This window comes from Agromyces sp. CCNWLW213, assembly GCF_037199545.1.
In the GTDB taxonomy this organism is placed as follows: Bacteria; Actinomycetota; Actinomycetes; order Actinomycetales; family Microbacteriaceae; genus Agromyces.
In genome coordinates this window covers 104,598-123,131 of the sequence record NZ_JBBBDX010000001.1, presented here as the reverse complement: position 1 = coordinate 123,131, position 18,534 = coordinate 104,598, and the positions used below count along the sequence as shown (strand labels likewise).

Here is an 18,534-nt window from a genome sequence, read left to right as displayed (position 1 = left end):
CGTCAGCCGAGGAACCGGTCGCGCAGGCGCGCGAACAGCCCCTGCTGGAAGTGCCCGAGCTGCGGCGCCTGCGCCTTGCGGAGCTTGGCCAGCTGCTGCACGAGCTCGCGCTCCTTGTGGCTGAGCTTGGTCGGCGTCACGACGTGGACCGCGACCTTGAGGTCGCCGCGGCCGCCGCCGCGCAGGTGCGTGATGCCGCGGTCGCGGACCGTGAGGATCTCGCCGGACTGCACGCCGGGCTTCAGCTCGAGGTCGACGTCGCCGTCGAGGGCCTCGACCTTCGCGGCGGTGCCGAGGATCGCGTCGGTCATCTGCACCTCGAGCGTGCACAGGAGGTCGTCGCCGTTGCGGCTGAACACCTCGTGGTTGCGGACCTTGATCTCGAGGTAGAGGTCGCCGTTCGGTCCGCCGGCGGGCCCCGCCTCGCCGGAGCCCGGCATCTGCAGGCGGACACCCGTGTCGACGCCCGCGGGGACGTCGACGGGAACGGTGCGGCGGGCGCGGACGCGACCCTGGCCCTGGCAGGTGGCGCACGGCGTGGCGATGATCGTGCCGTAGCCGCGGCACGAACCGCACGGGCTCGAGGTCATGACGTTGCCGAGCAGCGAGCGGACCGCGCGCTGGATGTGGCCGCTGCCGCCGCAGATGTCGCAGGTGACCGGCGCGGTGCCCGGCTGGCAGCACGAACCGTGGCAGGTCTCGCAGGTGACGGCGGTGTCGACGTCGATGTCGCGGTGGGTGCCGAAGATGACGTCCTCGAGTCCGACTTCGAGGCGGATCAGGGCGTCCTGGCCGCGTTCGCGGCGGGATCGGGGACCGCGTGTGGACTGTCCCGCGCCGAAGAAGGTCTCGAAGATGTCGCCGAACCCGCCGAAGCCGGCGCCGTTGAACCCGCCCTGGCCCCCGCCGAGGTCGTACTGCTGGCGTTGCCTGGGGTCGGAGAGCACGTCGTACGCGTGGGTGACCTGCTTGAAGCGCTCGGATGCCTCGGTGCCGGGGTTGACGTCGGGGTGCAGCTCGCGGGCGAGCCGGCGGTAGGCCTTCTTGATCTCGTCGGGGGTGGCGTCGCGCGAGACGCCGAGGACCTCGTAATGGTCGGCCACGGAGGGCGTGTCCTTTCGGTTGCCGGTGACGGATGCCGCGCGGAGGCGGTCCGAACTGGATCAGCTCTCGCCGAGGGTCCGGGAGAGGTAGCGGGCGACGGCGCGCACGGCGGCCATGCTCTGGGAGTAGTCCATGCGAGTGGGACCGACCACGCCGAGTCGCGACACGTCGCGGCCGGGCACGGCGAACGAGCTCGAGACGACCGAGGTCTCGCCGAGCCCGTAGGGGGCGTTCTCGCGCCCGATGCGGACGGCGATCCCCTCGTCGGAGTGCATCTCGCCGAACAGGCGCAGGATCACGACCTGTTCCTCGATCGCCTCGATGACGCCGAGGATGTTGCCCGCGAAGTCCTGCTCGGTGCGGACGAGGTTCGCCGCGCCGGCCACGACCAGCCGGTCGCTCCGCGTGACCTTCGCCTGGTCGGCGAGCGTCGCGGCGAGCGTGCGGAGCACCTCGGCGTGGGCGCGGTCGGCCTGCGCGGTCTCCGCCGAGAGCGCGTCCGCGGCCTCCGCCATCGTGAGCCCCGCGGCCACCTCGTTGAGGCGGTCGCGCAGGCGGTGCAGGGTCTCCTCGTCGACCGGGTGATCGAGCTCCGCGAGTCGCTGCTCGACCTGGCCGGAGTCGGAGATGAGGATGCACAGCACCCGGGTCGGCGCGATCGAGACGAGCTCGACGTGGCGGACGCGGGCGCGGGCGAAGCTCGGGTACTGCACCACCGCGAGCTGCCGGGTGAGCTGGGCGACGAGGCGCACCGTGCGCGAGAGCAGCTCGTCGAGGTCGTTCGACTCGCCGAGGAACGTCTCGATCGCCTGCCGCTGCGCGGTCGTGAGCGGGCGGATGTCGGCGAGCTGGTCGACGAACACCCGATAGCCCTTGTCGGTGGGGATGCGGCCCGACGAGGTGTGCGGGGCCGCGATGAGCTCCTCTTCTTCGAGCAGGGCCATGTCATTGCGGATGGTGGCCGCCGAGACGCCGAAGTGGTGCCGGTCCACGATGGTCTTGGAACCGACCGGCTCGCGTGAGGCGACGTAGTCCTGCACGATCGCGCGGAGCACGGCGAGACTGCGCTCGGAGACCATGATCCTCGCTTCCCTCGACCGGCCGGAGACACCGCGCGCCTTAGCACTCGGTTCGGATGACTGCTAATCATATCGCGAGATCCGGGGATGGCACCGTTGCCGGGCCGGTCGCTCCGCAGTAGCGTGTGCATCGCCGTGAGCGTCGCGGACTCTCGCACGCGCCGCCGCCGCACACCCCCGTCAACCCGAAAGGCACCCCGCATGACCGACCCCAACACGCCCCCGCACGAGTCCTACCCCGCCCCGCAGCCGGCACCCGCCGCGCCGCTCTCGCACGAGCAGGACGTCCAGTGGGGCTCGTTCGCCCACCTCGGCGGAATCCTGGGCATCCTGCCCTCGCTGATCATCTGGCTCGTCTTCAAGGACCGGGGCTCGTTCACGAACACCGAGGGCAAGGAGGCGCTGAACTTCCAGATCACCCTCACGCTCGCCACGGTCGCGCTGTGGATCGTCGTCTCGGTGCTCACGGTCGTGACCTTCGGCCTGGGCGCGGTGCTGGGCTTCCTCTTCTACGTGCCGTGGATCCTCGGCGTGGTCTTCTCCATCCTCGCGTTCCTCCAGGCCAAGGAGGGTCGCCACTACCGCTACCCCTTCGCCCTGCGGCTCATCAAGTAGGCCCGCGCCCCACTTCGCGACGCGCCGGTCCGAGACCTCTCGACCGGCGCGTCGCCGTGTGCCAGCATGAAGAAACGCCTCGCGACACGGGCGTGCGACCGACCAAGGAGCCAGCATCATGTCCGACGCACCACCTCCCACTCCGCCCAACCCGCCGAGCACGCCGCCCCCCGGCGGCACGACGCCGCCGCCCCCGCCCAACCCGCCGAGCACGCCGCCCCCCGGCGGCACGACGCCGCCGCCCGCGGGCGGTGCCTCCTACGGCGCCGCATACGGGGCCGCGCAGGAGATGAGCCCGCCCGACCAGCGCCTCTGGGCGACGCTGATCCACATCGGCGGCATCCTGTTCGGATTCCTCGCCCCGCTCATCGGCTACCTGGTGCTCAAGGACCGCGGCGCGTTCGTCCGCGCGCACTCGGCCACCGCGCTGAACTTCCAGATCACGCTGCTCATCGCCTACGTCGTCGGATGGATCCTCGCGTTCGTCCTGATCGGCTTCCTGATCCTGTTCGCCGCCTGGGTCGCCGCGATCGTCTTCGGGATCATCGCCGCGCTCAAGGCGAACCAGGGGCAGCCGTACGTCTACCCCGTCGCCATCAAGTTCGTGAGCTAGGTCGCGAGGAGCGGCTCGCGCTCCTCGACCACCGTGTACAGCAGGCGTCGCACCACGGCGTCGGCCAGCAGACGCCCTCGCCGGGTGAGCGTGAGCCGCCCGGCGAGGGCGTTCTTCGCGTCCACGAGGCCGTCGGCGATGAGGCCGGCGACCTCGCTGCGCCCGGCCGTGCCGAGCGAGCCGATCTCGAGTCCGTCGCGGATGCGGGTTCCGAGCAGCACCCGCTCCGTCTCGCGCGCCGCTGCGTCGAGCGTCTCGCGCCCGACCGCGGGCGACACGCCCGCCGCGAGCCGTTCCGCGTACGCCGCCGGGTGCTTGGCGTTCCACCAGCGCACCCCGCCGACGTGGCTGTGCGCTCCCGGGCCGACGCCCCACCAGTCCTCGCCTCGCCAGTACCCGAGGTTGTGCCGGGATCGGTGCGCGGCATCCGTCGCCCAGTTCGACACCTCGTACCACTCGTACCCCGCCGCGGCGAACCGCTCGTCGGCGAGCTCGTACATGTCGGCCGTGAGGTCGTCATCGATCGCGGGCAGCTCGCCGCGGCGGAGCTGCCGGGCCAGCTTCGTGCCCTCCTCGACGATGAGCGCATAGGCGCTCACGTGGTCGGGTGCCTCCGCGAGCACCGCGTCGACGCTGGCGCGCCAGTCGTCGAGCGACTCCCCCGGCGTGCCGTAGATGAGGTCGAGGCTGACGTCGAGCCCGGCGTCGCGGGCCCACCGGACCACGTGCGGCACCCGACTCGGGTCGTGCGTGCGGTCGAGCGCCGCGAGCACGTGCGGGACGGCCGACTGCATGCCGAACGACACTCGCGTGAACCCGCCGGCGGCGAGGCGCTCGAGGTCGTCGGGACCCACCGAGTCGGGATTGGCCTCGGTGGTGACCTCGGCTCCGTCGGCGATGCCGAACTCGTCGCGGACCCCGGCGAGCATGCGCACGAGGTCGTCCGAGGGGAGCATCGTCGGCGTGCCCCCGCCGAAGAACACGGTCCGCGCCGGCCGGTCCGGGGCGCCGGATGCCGCGAGCGTGCGCGCGGCGAAGCGGAGCTCGTCGACGGCCTGGTCGGCGTACTGCGCCTGCGTCACGCCGCGAAGCTCGCCCGCGGTGTACGTGTTGAAGTCGCAGTAGCCGCACCGCACCCGGCAGAACGGCACGTGGACGTAGACGCCGAACGCCCGCGTCGCGGCATCCGTCAGCGCGTTCGCGGGAACCAGGCCGTCGGCGGGCGCCCGGTCGGCGAGGGGAAGCGGTCCGGCCACGTCAGGTGTACGCCGGGTGCAGTGCGCGCAGCTCGGCGCGCGTCAGCTCGCGCCGGCGTCGACGCACGAAGGGCGCGAGCAGGCGCTGGATGCCGCCCCTGGGCTCGAGCGCCGAGCGGATGGTGAGCCACACGCTGTCGTCGTCGCGGAGCTCGAGCACGAACGACTCCTCGCCGTGCTCGGGCGCGTCGCCGGTCGTGCCGTAGGCGAACCCGATGCGGCCCGGCTCGTCGACCACGTAGACGACGAGCATGGGGATCGTGCGCGTGCGGAGGCGTCCGCGCCGCTTGAGCGTGGCGGTCATGCCGGCGGAGACGAACGGCGTGCCGTCGGCGGCGAAGCGCTGCTCGGCGCGGGTGCCCGGCTGCTCGGCGAGCGGCGAGCCGTCGGTGTCGTAGGCGATCCCCGTGTACTGCGCGCCCGTGCCCGGCGCGACCTCGGTCACCTCGAACCCCGCACCCTTCTGGATGCCCCAGGTCATGAGCTCCTCGGCCGCACGGTCGAACCGCTCACGACCCGAGCCGAGCTTGACCGAGTCCTCGGCCGGGCGGAACCCGGCGGGCGGGTACCGCAGCAGGTCGGGATCGAGCGTGGCGCCGATCGCGCCGTAGGTCACCGACTGGTCGGTGAACGTGCTGCGTCGAGTCATCCGTCGATTCTACGAAACCGCGCCTGAGCGCTACTTCTTCGCGTCCTTCTTCTCGGTCTCGCCCGAGAGCGCGGCGATGAACGCCTCTTGAGGGACCTCGACGCGGCCGACCATCTTCATGCGCTTCTTGCCCTCCTTCTGCTTCTCGAGGAGCTTGCGCTTGCGGGTGATGTCACCGCCGTAGCACTTGGCGAGGACGTCCTTGCGGATGGCGCGGATCGACTCGCGCGCGATGATGCGCGCGCCGATCGCCGCCTGGATCGGCACCTCGAACTGCTGCCGCGGGATGAGCTCGCGGAGGCGCCCGGTCATGAGCACCCCGTACGCGTACGCCTTGTCGCGGTGGACGATCGCGCTGAACGCGTCGACCTGCTCGCCCTGCAGGAGGATGTCGACCTTCACGAGGTCGGCGGCCTGGTCGCCCGCGGGCTCGTAGTCGAGCGACGCGTAGCCTGCGGTCTTCGACTTGAGGTTGTCGAAGAAGTCGAACACGATCTCGCCGAGCGGCATGTTGTACCGGATCTCGACGCGGTCCTCGCCGAGGTACTCCATGCCGAGCAGCGTGCCGCGGCGGGACTGGCAGAGCTCCATGATGGTGCCCACGTAGTCCTTCGGCGCGAGGATCGCGGCCTTCACGATGGGCTCGCGCACCTCGGCGATCTTGCCGCCGGTCGGGAACTCGCTCGGGTTGGTCACCGTGACGGTCTTCCTGTCTTCGGTCGTGACCTCGTAGACCACGGATGGCGCGGTCGCGATGATGTCGAGGTCGAACTCCCGGCGCAGCCGCTCGGTCACGATCTCGAGGTGCAGCAGGCCGAGGAACCCGCAGCGGAAGCCGAAGCCGAGCGCGACCGACGTCTCGGGCTCGTAGACGAGCGCGGCATCCGACAGCTTGAGCTTGTCGAGCGCCTCGCGCAGCTCGGGATAGTCGCTGCCGTCGATCGGGTACAGGCCCGAGAACACCATGGGCAGTGGCTCCGTGTAGCCGGCGAGCGCCTCGGCGGCCGGCTTCGAGGCGGTCGTCACGGTGTCGCCCACCTTCGACTGGCGCACGTCCTTCACGCCCGTGATGAGGTAGCCGACCTCGCCGACGCCGAGGCCCTTCGTGGGCGTGGGCTCGGGCGCGCTCACGCCGATCTCGAGGATCTCGTGCGTGGCCTTGGTCGACATCATCTGGATGCGCTCGCGCGGGTTCAGCTTGCCGTCGACCATGCGGACGTAGGTCACGACGCCGCGGTAGCTGTCGTACACGGAATCGAAGATCATCGCGCGCGCCGGGGCATCCGCGTCGCCCACCGGGGCGGGGATGCGCTCGACGACCCGGTCGAGCAGGTCCTCCACGCCCATGCCGGTCTTGCCCGAGACCCGGAGCACGTCGTCGGGCGATCCGCCGATGAGGTCGGCGAGCTCGCGCGCGTACTTCTCGGGCTCGGCGGCCGGCAGGTCGATCTTGTTCAGCACCGGGATGATCTCGAGGTCGTTCTCGAGCGCCAGGTAGAGGTTCGCGAGCGTCTGCGCCTCGATGCCCTGCGCGGCGTCGACCAGCAGGATCGCGCCCTCGCACGCGGCGAGCGACCGCGACACCTCGTAGCTGAAGTCGACGTGCCCTGGGGTGTCGATCATGTTGAGCGCGTAGGACGTGCCGCCCACCTGCCAGGGCATGCGCACGGCCTGGCTCTTGATCGTGATGCCGCGCTCGCGCTCGATGTCCATGCGGTCGAGGTACTGCGCGCGCATGTCGCGGTCGGCGACGACGCCCGTGATGCCGAGCATTCGGTCGGCGAGCGTCGACTTGCCGTGGTCGATGTGCGCGATGATGCAGAAGTTGCGGATCAGCGCGGGATCGGTGGCGGCGGGCACCGGGGGGTCAGCGGCTCTCGGAGACATCCCGACGATTCTCCCATGCGGGCGATCCCACTTTCGACGGATGCCGGTGCGGGGGCCGCGGACTACGCTGAATCGCACCATGACCGTGCTCGATGCCCCACTCGTCGGACGGGTGCAGCCGTCGGCGCTCCGTCCCGTCTTCACGTCGCTCCGCGTCGGCCTGCACGTGCTCGTCGTGGGCCTCACCCTCTTCGTCGTCGCCCGCGCGGTGATCACCGGTGGCGAGCAGCGGGTGTCGATCACCATCCTCTCGATCGCCTTCATCGGCACCTACGCGGTCGGCGTCGTCACCGCCCGCCAGGTGATCACGCCGTGGATGCGCGCGGGGTGGCTCGTGATGCTGCTCGGCCTCTGGCTCGGGCTCGCGGCCCTCACTGCGGATGCCGCGTTCCTGGCGTTCCCGCTGTTCTTCCTCGAGCTCCACGTCCTGCCGGCGCGGTACGCGGTGCCGCTCGTCGCAGTGACGTTCCTGCTGAGCGTCTGGAGCACGACGTCCCACCTCGGATTCGAGGTGGGCAGCATCCTCGGGCCCTTCATCTCCGCGGGCGTCGCGGTGATCATCGGCCTCGGGTACCGGGCCATGGCCGTCGAGTCGCGCGAGCGCCAGTCGCTGATCCTGGACCTGCTCGCCACACGCGAGGAGCTGGCGGCCGCGAGCCGCGAAGCCGGCACGCTCGCCGAGCGCGAGCGCATCGCGCGCGAGATCCACGACACCGTCGCGCAGGGGCTCTCCTCGATCCAGATGCTCCTGCACGCCGCCGAGCGCGACATCCCCGACGAGGCCGTGCGCGACAAGCTGCGGCTCGCCCGCGAGACCGCGGCCGACAACCTGCACGAGACACGCCGCTTCATCCGCGAGCTCACCCCGCCCGCCCTCGACGAGCGGACGCTGCCCGCGGCGCTGCGGCGGCTCGCGGAGGCGACCAACGAGCAGGCCGCCCAGTCCGGGTCGCGGACCCGGATCTCGTTCTCGCTGAGTGGGGACCCGGTCCCCCTGCCCATGTCGATCGAGGCCACCCTGCTGCGGATCGCGCAGGGCTCGCTGTCGAATGTCGTCAAGCACTCGGATGCCGCGCGCGCCGAGCTCACGCTGAGCTACCTCGGCGACGAGGTCGCGATCGACGTCGTCGACAACGGCGTCGGATTCGACCCGGCCGTGCTCGAGTCCGAAGCCGACGCGGGCGTGTCGTTCGGGCTGCGGGCCATCCGCCAGCGTGCCGAGGCGCTCGGCGGAACGGCCGACGTCGAGTCGACCCCGGGCGGCGGCACGGCCCTCTCGGTGCGCATCCCGGCGGTGGCCGCATGATCCGGCTCGTGCTGAGCGACGACCATCCCGTCGTGCGCGCGGGCATGCGCGCGCTGCTCGAGGCCGAACCCGACCTCGCGGTGGTCGGCGAGGCGTCGACCGCCGAGGAGGCCGTGTCGCTCGCGACCACCCCCGGCGTCGACCTCGTGCTCATGGACCTGCAGTTCCCGGGTCGACTCCAGGGCGTCGATGCGACCCGGCGGATCCGATCGACCCCCGGGACGCCGCGCGTGCTGGTGCTCACCAACTACGACACCGACGCCGACATCCTGGGCGCGATCGAGGCGGGGGCGAGCGGCTACCTGCTGAAGGACGCACCGCCCGGCGAGCTCGTCGCCGCCATCCGTGCCGCCGCCGCCGGCGAGTCGGCGCTCGCGCCCGCGGTCGCGTCCCGTCTGGACGCGTCGCAGCGCAGCGCCGACCAACGGCTCACCGTCCGCGAGGCCGAAGTGCTCGCGCTCGTCGCGGCGGGCAGCACCAATCGCGAGATCGGCCAGTCGCTCTTCCTCAGCGAGGCGACCGTGAAGTCGCACCTCGTGCACATCTTCACCAAGCTCGGCGTCGGATCGCGCACCGCCGCCGTCGCGAAGGCGCGCGAACTCGGCGCGATCCGGGCGGGCTGACGGATGCCGCGCGCTCGCGTCGTCCTCGTCCACGGCATCCGCACGTCGGCGACGATGTGGCGCGGGCAGGTCGCGCGCCTCACGCGCCACGACATCGAGGTCGTGCCCGTCGACCTGCCCGGGCACGGTGCCCGCCTCGGCGAGGCCTTCACGCTCGACGATGCGATGCGGGCCATCGACGAGGCGCTCGCCGACGCCGACCCGCGCGTGCCGCGCCTGCTCGTGGGGCTGAGCCTCGGCGGGTACCTGGCGATCGAGTACGCGGCGCGGCATCCGCACCGCATCGACGGACTCGTCGCGGCGTCGTGCGGCACACGCCCGCGCGGGGCCGGCCTCCGGGGATACCTGGCGCTCGCCGCGGCGATCGGGCGGCTCCCCGACCGGGGCCGCTGGCTGAACGACGCGACGGCCAGGCTCTTCCTCCCGTCGGCCGCGGTGGAGGACGTCGTCGCCGGCGGCGTCGCGCTCGACGTCATGCGGCCGGCCATCGGCGCGGTCGCCGAACTCGACCTCGAGGCGTCGATCGCCGCGGTGGAGGCGCCCATCTGGTTCGTCAACGGGAAGTACGACCACTTCCGCTTCGAGGAGCGCCGGCTGCTGCGCGCGGCCCGCGACGGACACCTCGTGCACGTCGAGGGCGCCACGCACCTCGTGAGCCTCGTGCGGCCGGCGGAGTTCAGCGCCGTCGTGCTCGGCGTGGTCGCCGAGCTCGAGCTGCGGGCGGCCCGCAGGGAGGCCGAGCGCGCGACGCGCTGAGGCACGCGCGCTTTGGCGTGGTGACGGGCGAACTGGTATCGTTGCCTGTTGGCTTGCGTGTGGGTCCCACCCCGCACGATGCGCCGCGACGGCCCCTCTACCGATTGCGGCAACTCCGGTACCCGCAGAACACACGAAAGACGAACCACGTGGCAAACATCAAGTCGCAGATCAAGCGCATCCGCACCAACCTGAAGGCGCAGGAGCGCAACAAGGCCGTGAAGAGCGAGCTCAAGACCGTCATCACCGCGACCCGCAAGGCCATCGCCGAGGGTGACAAGGAGAAGGCCACCGCGGCCCTCCGCGTCGCGACCCGCAAGCTCGACAAGGCCGTGAGCAAGGGCGTCATCCACAAGAACCAGGCCGCGAACCGCAAGTCGGCCATCGCGAAGCAGGTCGCCGCGCTCTGAGCGACCGCAGTCCTCGACTGAAGGGCCCCCACCGGAGACGGTGCGGGGCCCTTCGGCGTTGCGGGCCCTGGGCGGCTCCGGCGACGGGAGCGGTCAGGCTGCCGCGCGGCCGCGTGCGCTGATCACGCCGACGAGCCGCTCGAGCGCGAACACGGGGTCGCGCTCGGCGCCCTTGACGGCCGCGTCGGCCGCGGCGAGGGCCTCGACGGCCCGGCCGAGGCCCTCGTCGTCCCATCCCTGAAGGTCGCGGCGCGCACGATCGACCTGCCACGGCGCGAGGCCGAGCGACGACGCCGCAGCGCCGCGGGCGCCCGCGACCTTCGCCATCGTGCGGATCTTCATGGCGAACGCCGCGACGATCGGCACGGGATCGGCGCCCGAGTCGAGCGCATGGCGGAGTGCGATGAGCGCGTCGCCGTGTCGCCCGGCGATCGCCGAGTCGGCCACCGTGAAGGCGGTGGTCTCGACGCGGCCGCCGTAGTACTTGGCGACGGTCGCCTCGTCGACGTCGCCCTGGACGTCGGCGATGAGCTGGCGGCATGCCGCGGCGAGCTCGCCGAGGTCGTCGCTGAACGCGGCGACCAGGGCTCGGAGCGCGGCGGGGGCGATGCGCCGGCCTGCGAGCCGGAACTCGGCCGCGGCGAAGTCCTGCTTGTCGGAGTCGCGCTTGAGCTCGGCGCACACGACCTCGATGCCGGACCCGGTGCCGGCCCGGATCGCATCGAGCAGCTTCTTGCCTCGCGTGCCGCTGCGATGACGGAGCACGAGGACGGTGCCCTCGGCGGGCGCCTCGAGGTACTCGAGCGCGTCGACCAGGAAGTCGTCGGTCGAGCGTTCGACGCCCGCGACGCGGATGAGTCGCGGTTCGCCGAACAGCGACGGGCTGGCGAGCGTCACGAGCTCGCCGCGGCGGTAGCCGTCGGCCTCGAGGTCGCTCACCTCGAGCGCCGGATCCTCGTCGCGCAGCGTATCGCGCAGCATCGTGATGGCGCGCTCGGCGAGCACGTCCTCACCGCCCGTCACGAGCACCACCGGCGCCGATCGGACGGCGGTCCACGCCAGTTGCGGGATCGTCGTCTTCGACCGGACCGTGCCTCCGCGTGCCGCCACGTGCGCTCCCTCCGATGTGCCGCACCAGTCTACGGACCGCCGCCGACGTCGGCCGAACGCTCGGTCCAGAGTCGGAACCCGCCCTCGACCGCCACGAGTGCCGCGGTCCCGGACCGGTCGCTGCGGACCACGGTCGTCCCGGTGTCGGCGAGCAGGTCGAGCAGCGACTCCGTGGGATGGCCGTAGCCGTTCTCCGCGCCGACGCCGATGAGTCCGACGGGTGCGCCGAGTTCCCGGTACAGGTCGTCGCTCTGGTCGGCGCTGCCGTGGTGCGCGACCTTCACGAGGTCGGCGCGACCGATCGCGGCATCGCGCCGCAGTCGTTCCTGCGCCTCCTCGCCGAGGTCGCCGAGGAAGACCGCGCGATAGCCCTCGGTCCGCAGGTCGATGACGACGCTCGCGTCGTTGCCCGGCTCGGTCCGCGGCGGCGGCCAGAGCACGCGCCACTCGGACCGGCCGAGCGTGCCCGACGCGCCGACTCCGACCTCGACGAGTTCGGCGCCGCCGCGAACGAGCGGATCGAGTGCCCGCGCGGACCGCGCCCCGTCGAGGGGCCCGTGCAGCACGAGGTCGACCCGTCCGGCGAGCGCCGCCACCCCGCCGGAGTGGTCGGCATCCCAGTGGGTGATCACCGCCATGTCGACGTGCTCGACCCCGACGAGGTCGAGGCAGCGCGCGAGCGGCTCGGGCTCGACGCCCGTGTCGATGAGCATCGTGGCGCCGTCGTCGCGGACGAGCACGGCATCGCCCTGGCCGACATCGCACTGCACGACCTCCCAGTCCGCCGGCAGCGCTGCCCGCGCGACCATCGGACGACCGGCGGCGGCTCCGAGCGGCAGTGCGAGCGACACCAGCAGGACCGCGGCGGCGGCCGCGCGCGCCCGCCCGCCGATACCGCGACGCGCCAGCACGATGCCGGCCGACACGGCCGATGCGCACCACAGTGCGCCGGGCCCGTCGGGCAGCCAAGGGAGGGATCGGAGGGGAAGCGCACTCACCCCGTGCGCGAGCATCGCGATCCACGAGGCGGGAAGCCAGGCGACCTGCAGCGCGGCGAATCCCACCGACGGCAGCAGGGGCAGGAGGAGGCACCCGACGAGCCCGGCGACCGTCGCGAGCGGGGCGGCGGGCGCCGCGAGCAGGTTCGCCGGCACGCCGTAGACCGGGAGCGCCGGCTCGAGCAGGATCAGCACCGGCTGGCAGGCCAGCTGCGCGGCGAGCGGGATCGCGACGACCGTCGCGACCGGGCGCGGCATCCAGCGCGAGAGCTGCGCACCGAGCGGTCCGGAGAGCAGGATGAGACCACCGGTGGCGCAGATCGACAGCGCGAAGCCGTAGTCCCGCGAGAACCACGGGTCCGCTGCGAGCAGCACCACCGCCGCGACCGCGAGGGCCGGGGCGCCGCCGCCCGCGCGGCCCACGCCCAGCGCGACGAGCACGACGACGGCCATGACGGCGGCCCTGACGACGCTCGACTCGGGCGTGACGAGGAACACGAACCCCGCGAGTGCCGTGAGCGCGACCGCGATCCTCGCCGCGCGAGGGGCGCCCGCCCGTCCTGCCGCCCAGAACGTGGCGGCGGTCACGATGGCGCAGTTCGCCCCGGACACCGCGGTGAGGTGGGTCAGCGAGGCCGCCGTCATCGCCGCCGCCAGCTCGTCGCCCACCGCCGAGGTGTCGCCGATCGCGAGTCCCGGGACGAGCGCGCCGCCGTCGCCGCCGAGGCGGCCGGCGGCATCGGCGAGTCCCTCCCGGAGCGGATGCGTCCAGCCGACGAGGGCCGGCGCCGGCCCCGTGCGGGTCAGCTCGCCCCGCAGCCGGAACGCCTCGCGGTCCGAGGCCGGCAGTGCCGACACGCGCGCCCGCACCACGTGGATCGTGCCGAAGCCGGGCTTCGACGGAGAACCCGAGACCACCGCCTCGACGCGGACCGGATGATGCGGACCTCCGTCCACCGCGATCACCGTCGCGGGCGCGCGCCATCCGGTCGAGCCCGCCTCCCACGCCGCCGGGACGGTCGGGCGCGCCGCGGCCGCGAGGCGGATCTCGACCTCGACCCACGAGCGCGCCTCCGCCGCCGTCCGGAGGCCGCCGGCGTCGCGTGCGGCGAGTCCTGCCGCCGCCGTCGCGGCAGCGAGACCTGCGCACGCCGCCGCGAGGGCGACCGCGGCAGGCCATCCGCGCAGCGCGCGCCGTGAGCGCGACCCGCCGGACGGCAACCGCCCCGCCGTCGCGACGGCGGCCGCCAGCGCTGCGCCCGCGAGCAGCCAGCACGCGGCCGGGACGCACCACGCCGGCACGCCAGCGTCGGGAGCGCCGGTGGCGAGCCACGCCGCGGCCCACGCGGCGATCGCCGCGGGCAGCAGGCGGAGGTCGTGGCGGCGCACTCAGAGGGTCACGAGGTCGACGACGCCCGAGTACACCGCATCGCCGATCCCGGCGACGTCGAGCAGCTGCGCGACGTCCGTGAAGGGACCGTTCGCCTCGCGCCAGTCGACGATGCGCTGCGCGAGCGCGGGGCCGATGCGCGGCAGCGTGTCGAGCTCGGCGACGTCGGCCCGGTTGAGGCTCACGCGCCCGTCGCCGCCGACGCCTCCGCCGGTCGGCGGGACGCCCTCCGCCGCGCCGGCCGGCGTCGCTCCCACGACCGGGACCACGAGCTGCTCGCCGTCGACCAGCGCCCTGGCGAGGTTCACTCCCCCGGCGTCCGCCTCGGCGGTGAGCCCGCCCGCTGCGCCCACGGCGTCGACGACGCGCGCGCCGGGAGCGAGCTCGACGATGCCGGGCCGGGCGACCGCGCCCAGGACGTGGACGAGCAGGGTCGCGCTCGGCGCCGCGCCGCTCGGGCCGCCGTCCGCCGCGGCATCCGTCGACCCGACGCCTTCGACCTGCACACCGGGTGCGACGACCTCGCCCTGCGGGCCGCCCCCGCCCGAGGCGAACGCCGCGACCGCCGAGGTGGCGACCGCCGCGACGAACACCACGACCGCGGCGCCGACCGCGATTCGGCGGCGGGGACCGACGCGAGCACCGTCGAGCGCCGCCAGCGGGTCGGCGGGCGCGGATCGTTCGGTCGACGTGGATTCGCTGGGCTCACGCACGGGCATGCCGGGACGTTACCCGCGCGGTCCCCGCATTCCGCTCGCCGCCGCCCGCCCGCCCACGACCGGCGGCCCGACCTCGCATGTGGAGGACGGGTCGGCCGTCAGCGGCGCGTGGCGATGTTGACGAGCTTCGGCGCGCGCACGATCACGTTCGCGATCTCGCGCCCCGCGACCGAGCGGGTCACCGCGTCGGACGCGCGCGCGAGCGACTCGAGCTCGTCGGCGCCGATCTTCGGCGAGACCTCGATGCGGTCGCGCACCTTGCCGTCGACCTGCACGATGGCGGTCACCGACTCCTCGACGAGGAGCGCCGGGTCGGCCTTGCGCCACACGACGTTCGCCACGGTCGGCTCGTAGCCCAGGCGCTGCCACATGTCCTCGGCGGTGTACGGGGCGAACAGGTCGAGGATCATCGCCGTGACCTCGGCGGCCTCGCGCACCGCGGCATCCGCGGGGCCGGCACCCGAGTCGATCGCCTTGCGCGTCGCATTCACGAGCTCCATGAGCCGTGCGACGATGACGTTGAACTTGAACGACTCGGCCAGGCCCGGAGCGTCGGCGAGCAGGCGGTGCGTGATGCGGCGCAGCGCCGGGTCGCCCGTCTTCCACTCCACGTCGGGGCTCGAGGCGACCTCGCCCGAGATGCGCCACGCGCGTGCGAGGAACTTCGCGGCGCCGACCGGCGACACGTCGGCCCAGTCGATGTCGTCCTCGGGCGGGCCCGCGAACGCCATGGTCACGCGAAGCGCGTCGGCACCGTGTGCCGACAGCTCGGATGCGAACTCGACGAGGTTGCCCTTCGACTTCGACATCTTGTGGCCGTCCATGATCACCATGCCCTGATTGAGCAGCGAGGTGAACGGCTCGGTGAAGCCGAGGTGGCCGAGGTCGAACAGCACCTTGGTGAAGAACCGCGCGTAGAGCAGGTGCAGGATCGCGTGCTCGACGCCGCCGACGTACTGGTCGACCGGCATCCACTTCTCGGCCTCGGCCGGGTCGAACGCGCGCTCGTCGTCGTCCGGGTTCAGGTAGCGGAGGAAGTACCACGAGCTGTCGACGAAGGTGTCCATCGTGTCGGAGTCGCGCCGGGCGTCGCCCCCGCAGTTCGGGCACGAGACGCTCGCCCACTCCTCGGCCGCGCCGAGCGGGCTCGAGCCCTTCGGCCGCAGGTCCAGGCCCGCGGCATCCGGAAGACGCACCGGCAGCTCGGACTCGGGCACCGGCACCTCGCCGCACTGCTCGCAGTGGATGATGGGGATCGGCGTGCCCCAGTACCGCTGCCGGGAGATCAGCCAGTCGCGCAGGCGGTAGTTCTTCGCGGCGCGCCCGAGGCCGCGCTCCTCCAGGATCTCGATGGCGCGCCGGATCGCGTTGGACTTGCTCAGCCCGTTCAGGGGCCCCGAGTTCATGAGGCGCCCCTCGCCGGTCAGCGCGACGCCCGTCGCGGCCGGGTCGAGCTCGGGCAGGTCCTCCAGCGGCAGCGGCACGCCCTGGTCGTCGACCGGGATGATGGGGATGACACCGGTCACCGGCGCATTGGTGTCGACGACCACGCGCACCGGCAGCTCGAAGGCACGCGCGAAGTCGAGGTCGCGCTGGTCGTGCGCGGGAACGGCCATGATGGCGCCGTGGCCGTAGTCGGCGAGCACGTAGTCGGCGGCCCAGATGGGCAGCCGCTCGCCCGTGAGCGGGTTGGTCGCGTAGCGGTCGAGGAAGACGCCCGTCTTCTGCCGGTCGGTGGCCAGCCGCTCGATGTCGCTCTCGGCGCGGACCGACTCGAGGTACTGGTCGAAGCGTGCACGCACGTCGTCGGAGGCCCCGGCGACGAGTTCGGCGGCGAGCGCGGAGTCGGGGGCGACCACCATGAACGTCGCGCCGTAGAGCGTGTCGGGTCGCGTCGTGAAGACCGTGACGGGCTCGTCGCGGCCCTCGATGACGAAGTCGACGTCGGCGCCCGAGGATCGGCCGATCCAGTTGCGCTGCATCGTGATGACCTTGGCGGGCCACTTGCCCTCGAGCTGGTTCAGGTCGTCGAGCAGGCGGTCGGCGTAGTCGGTGACGCGGAAGTACCACTGCGTCAGCGCCTTCTTCGTGACGACGCTGCCGCATCGCTCGCAGTGCCCGTCGACGACCTGCTCGTTGGCGAGCACGGTCTGGTCGTTCGGGCACCAGTTGACCTGGCCGGCCTTGCGGTAGGCGATGCCCTTCTCGTACAGCTTGAGGAACAGCCACTGGTTCCACTTGTAGTACTCGGGATCGCTCGTGTGCAGCTCGCGCGACCAGTCGAACGAGGGCGCGTACTGCTTGAACGAGCGCTTCTGCTGCTCGATGTTCGCGTAGGTCCACGCCTTCGGGTCGGCGCCGCGCTTGATCGCGGCGTTCTCGGCGGGCAGGCCGAACGAGTCCCACCCGATGGGGTGGAGCACGTCGAAGCCCTGGTGGCGCCAGTAGCGGGCTGCGGCGTCGCCGAAGCCGAACGCCTCGGCGTGGCCCATGTGCAGGTCCCCCGACGGGTACGGGAACATGTCGAGGATGTACTTGCGCGGGCGGGAGTCGCCCGGCTGCGCGGCGCGGAACGGCTGGAGCTCCTCCCACACCGGGCTCCACTTCGCCTGGATCGCGGCGAAGTCGTAGGTGCCGGCGTCGGCGGTCTCGGGGGTGTCCTGCTCGTGTGCCACGTGACTCTCAATCGTGCTGCGCGGGGAGGGTGCGGGCGCTCGGCCCGCGGCGGGCGCGCGAGCGCGGCGCCCGAGGGACAAGCCTACTCAATGGGCGGGCGACGACGCCTGCGAGCCTGCGGGCGCCTCACCGCCCAGCACGGCGATGAGGGCGCGCGCCTTGACGCGCGTCTCCTCGACCTCCTCCTCGGCGTCCGAGAGCGCGGTGATGCCCCCGCCGGTGCCGATCGAGGCCCCTCGCGGGGTGAGCACGATCGAGCGGATGACCATGGCCAGGTCGGCCGTCCCGTCGACCCCGAGGCATCCGAACGCCCCCGAGTAGACGCCCCGCGGGCCGGCTTCGAGCCCGTGCAGGATCCGCATGGCGCTCTCCTTGGGCGCGCCGGTCATCGATCCGGCGGGGAACGCCGAGCGGACCGCGTCGAGCGCGGTGAGCGGATGCCGCAGCCGTGCCGTCACGGTCGAGACGAGCTGGTGCACGTGCGGGTACTCCTCGACCTCGAGCAGGCTCGGGACGGCCACCGTGCCGAGCTCGGCGATGCGGCCGAGGTCGTTGCGCATGAGGTCGACGATCATCAGGTTCTCGGCGCGCTCCTTCTCGCTGGCGCCGAGCTCGGCGCGGAGCGCGCGATCCGTCGCCGGGTCGGCCGACCGCGGCCGCGTGCCCTTCATCGGCCTGGTCGCGACCGTGCCGTCCCGCTCGACGAGGAGGAACTGCTCGGGCGAGGCGCTGAGCAGCGCGACGTCGCCGAACCGCAGGAAGCCGCCGTGGTGGCTGGGGCTCCCCCGACGCAGACGCAGGTAGGTCTCGACGGGATCGGGCCGGACGTCGAGGTCGACGCGATTGGTGAGGCAGAGCTGGTAGGCGTCGCCGCGCACGATCGCCGCGCGGCACTCCTCGATCATGCGGCGGTACGCGGCGGCGTCGTGCCGCCAGCTGGTTGGAAACGGACGCCGGCGTCGGGACGGTGCCGGGGAGCCGGCGCCCCGGCGCGAGTCCCGCGAGCGTCGCTCGTGTCGCGTCGACCCAACGGCGCGCGGATGCCGCGTCGTCACCCTCGATCCACTCGAGCCGCACGCGCCGGTCGGCATGCTCGAACACGACCACCCGATCGGCGAGGAAGAACGCCGCGGCCGGCACGTCCGTCGGCGCGGCGGGCAGGCCGAGCGTGCGCGCCCCGAACTCGTAGGCGAACCAGCCGTGCCATCCCACCGCCGCGCGGCCCGAGGCGTCCGCGTCGGCGCCCGGCTCGACGTCGCCGATCCCGGCCGCGAGCGCCGCGTACACGTCATCGGGCCGGTCGGCGCCGCCGGCGAGCACGACGGGCGCCCCCGCGGCGGCGA

General features: G+C 72.8%; 16 protein-coding genes. 6 read left to right on the top strand and 10 right to left on the bottom strand.

Features of this window, described 5'->3' with window-relative positions; translation table 11 throughout:
* Positions 1–2 precede the first annotated feature (2 nt).
* Positions 3–1,103, bottom strand: coding sequence for a molecular chaperone DnaJ (dnaJ, locus tag WBQ80_RS00615; RefSeq protein ID WP_336573084.1), 1,101 nt, complete (start codon positions 1,101–1,103; stop codon positions 3–5).
* 60 nt (positions 1,104–1,163) lie between these two features.
* Positions 1,164–2,183 (bottom strand): heat-inducible transcriptional repressor HrcA, encoded by a 1,020-nt coding sequence (hrcA, locus tag WBQ80_RS00610; protein ID WP_336573085.1) that lies wholly within the window; start codon positions 2,181–2,183, stop codon positions 1,164–1,166.
* A 201-nt stretch (positions 2,184–2,384) separates the two neighbouring features.
* Between hrcA and WBQ80_RS00605 the strand changes: the two genes are divergently transcribed.
* The gene (locus tag WBQ80_RS00605; RefSeq protein ID WP_336573086.1) at positions 2,385–2,798 is read left to right on the top strand and encodes a DUF4870 domain-containing protein; all 414 of its coding nucleotides are present in this window, start codon (positions 2,385–2,387) and stop codon (positions 2,796–2,798) included.
* Between the two features lie 118 nt (positions 2,799–2,916).
* Entirely contained in the window at positions 2,917–3,411 is a 495-nt protein-coding gene (locus WBQ80_RS00600) for a DUF4870 domain-containing protein (RefSeq protein WP_336573087.1), read from the top strand.
* Here the strand turns inward: WBQ80_RS00600 and hemW are convergent.
* Genes hemW through lepA form a run of 3 tightly spaced genes read right to left on the bottom strand, consistent with a single transcriptional unit; the run spans position 3,408 to position 7,203 of the window.
* Positions 3,408–4,667: a radical SAM family heme chaperone HemW gene (gene hemW / locus WBQ80_RS00595; protein ID WP_336573088.1), complete on the bottom strand. Its 1,260-nt coding sequence runs from the start codon at positions 4,665–4,667 to the stop codon at positions 3,408–3,410. The genes WBQ80_RS00600 and hemW overlap by 4 nt on opposite strands.
* Position 4,668: 1 nt before the next feature.
* Complete coding sequence (locus tag WBQ80_RS00590; protein WP_336573089.1) at positions 4,669–5,316, bottom strand: DUF1990 family protein; 648 nt, start codon at positions 5,314–5,316, stop codon at positions 4,669–4,671.
* Between the two features lie 30 nt (positions 5,317–5,346).
* Positions 5,347–7,203 (bottom strand): translation elongation factor 4, encoded by a 1,857-nt coding sequence (gene lepA, locus WBQ80_RS00585; protein WP_336573090.1) that lies wholly within the window; start codon positions 7,201–7,203, stop codon positions 5,347–5,349.
* A gap of 79 nt (positions 7,204–7,282) precedes the next feature.
* Here lepA and WBQ80_RS00580 point away from each other — a divergent pair, with 79 nt between their 5' ends.
* From WBQ80_RS00580 to rpsT, 4 genes are all read left to right on the top strand, one after another.
* The gene (locus WBQ80_RS00580; protein ID WP_336573091.1) at positions 7,283–8,509 is read left to right on the top strand and encodes a sensor histidine kinase; all 1,227 of its coding nucleotides are present in this window, start codon (positions 7,283–7,285) and stop codon (positions 8,507–8,509) included.
* Entirely contained in the window at positions 8,506–9,132 is a 627-nt protein-coding gene (locus WBQ80_RS00575; protein ID WP_336573092.1) for a response regulator transcription factor, read from the top strand. The genes WBQ80_RS00580 and WBQ80_RS00575 overlap by 4 nt, the downstream gene beginning before the upstream one ends.
* Before the next feature lie 3 nt (positions 9,133–9,135).
* Positions 9,136–9,888, top strand: a complete 753-nt coding sequence (locus tag WBQ80_RS00570) for an alpha/beta fold hydrolase (protein WP_337282437.1) — start codon at positions 9,136–9,138, stop codon at positions 9,886–9,888.
* Positions 9,889–10,037: 149 nt separating this feature from the next.
* Entirely contained in the window at positions 10,038–10,298 is a 261-nt protein-coding gene (gene rpsT / locus WBQ80_RS00565; RefSeq protein WP_067945396.1) for a 30S ribosomal protein S20, read from the top strand.
* 93 nt (positions 10,299–10,391) lie between these two features.
* On the opposite strand, the gene holA is transcribed toward rpsT, so the two are convergent.
* The 5 genes from holA to WBQ80_RS00540 all read right to left on the bottom strand — a co-directional run bounded on the left by holA (position 10,392) and on the right by WBQ80_RS00540 (position 18,096).
* A complete protein-coding gene (gene holA, locus WBQ80_RS00560) occupies positions 10,392–11,408 on the bottom strand; it encodes a DNA polymerase III subunit delta (protein ID WP_336573280.1) in 1,017 nt (338 codons plus the stop codon).
* 29 nt (positions 11,409–11,437) lie between these two features.
* The gene (locus WBQ80_RS00555; protein ID WP_336573281.1) at positions 11,438–13,795 is read right to left on the bottom strand and encodes a ComEC/Rec2 family competence protein; all 2,358 of its coding nucleotides are present in this window, start codon (positions 13,793–13,795) and stop codon (positions 11,438–11,440) included.
* Entirely contained in the window at positions 13,796–14,515 is a 720-nt protein-coding gene (locus WBQ80_RS00550) for a ComEA family DNA-binding protein (RefSeq protein WP_336573282.1), read from the bottom strand.
* 98 nt (positions 14,516–14,613) lie between these two features.
* Entirely contained in the window at positions 14,614–17,190 is a 2,577-nt protein-coding gene (gene leuS / locus WBQ80_RS00545; protein ID WP_336573283.1) for a leucine--tRNA ligase, read from the bottom strand.
* Positions 17,191–17,277: 87 nt separating this feature from the next.
* The gene (locus WBQ80_RS00540; RefSeq protein WP_336573284.1) at positions 17,278–18,096 is read right to left on the bottom strand and encodes an anthranilate synthase component I family protein; all 819 of its coding nucleotides are present in this window, start codon (positions 18,094–18,096) and stop codon (positions 17,278–17,280) included.
* Between the last annotated feature and the right edge of the window lie 438 nt (positions 18,097–18,534).

Bases quoted from the DNA above. Each gene is read 5' to 3' on its own strand.
- hrcA (WP_336573085.1), bottom strand. From the start codon at position 2,183: ATGGTCTCCGAGCGCAGTCTCGCCGTGCTCCGCGCGATCGTGCAGGAC.
- WBQ80_RS00605 (WP_336573086.1), top strand. From the start codon at position 2,385: ATGACCGACCCCAACACGCCCCCGCACGAGTCCTACCCCGCCCCGCAG.
- WBQ80_RS00600 (WP_336573087.1), top strand. From the start codon at position 2,917: ATGTCCGACGCACCACCTCCCACTCCGCCCAACCCGCCGAGCACGCCG.
- WBQ80_RS00590 (WP_336573089.1), bottom strand. From the start codon at position 5,316: ATGACTCGACGCAGCACGTTCACCGACCAGTCGGTGACCTACGGCGCG.
- lepA (WP_336573090.1), bottom strand. From the start codon at position 7,203: ATGTCTCCGAGAGCCGCTGACCCCCCGGTGCCCGCCGCCACCGATCCC.
- WBQ80_RS00580 (WP_336573091.1), top strand. From the start codon at position 7,283: ATGACCGTGCTCGATGCCCCACTCGTCGGACGGGTGCAGCCGTCGGCG.
- WBQ80_RS00575 (WP_336573092.1), top strand. From the start codon at position 8,506: ATGATCCGGCTCGTGCTGAGCGACGACCATCCCGTCGTGCGCGCGGGC.
- WBQ80_RS00570 (WP_337282437.1), top strand. From the start codon at position 9,136: ATGCCGCGCGCTCGCGTCGTCCTCGTCCACGGCATCCGCACGTCGGCG.
- WBQ80_RS00550 (WP_336573282.1), bottom strand. From the start codon at position 14,515: ATGCCCGTGCGTGAGCCCAGCGAATCCACGTCGACCGAACGATCCGCG.
- WBQ80_RS00540 (WP_336573284.1), bottom strand. From the start codon at position 18,096: ATGATCGAGGAGTGCCGCGCGGCGATCGTGCGCGGCGACGCCTACCAG.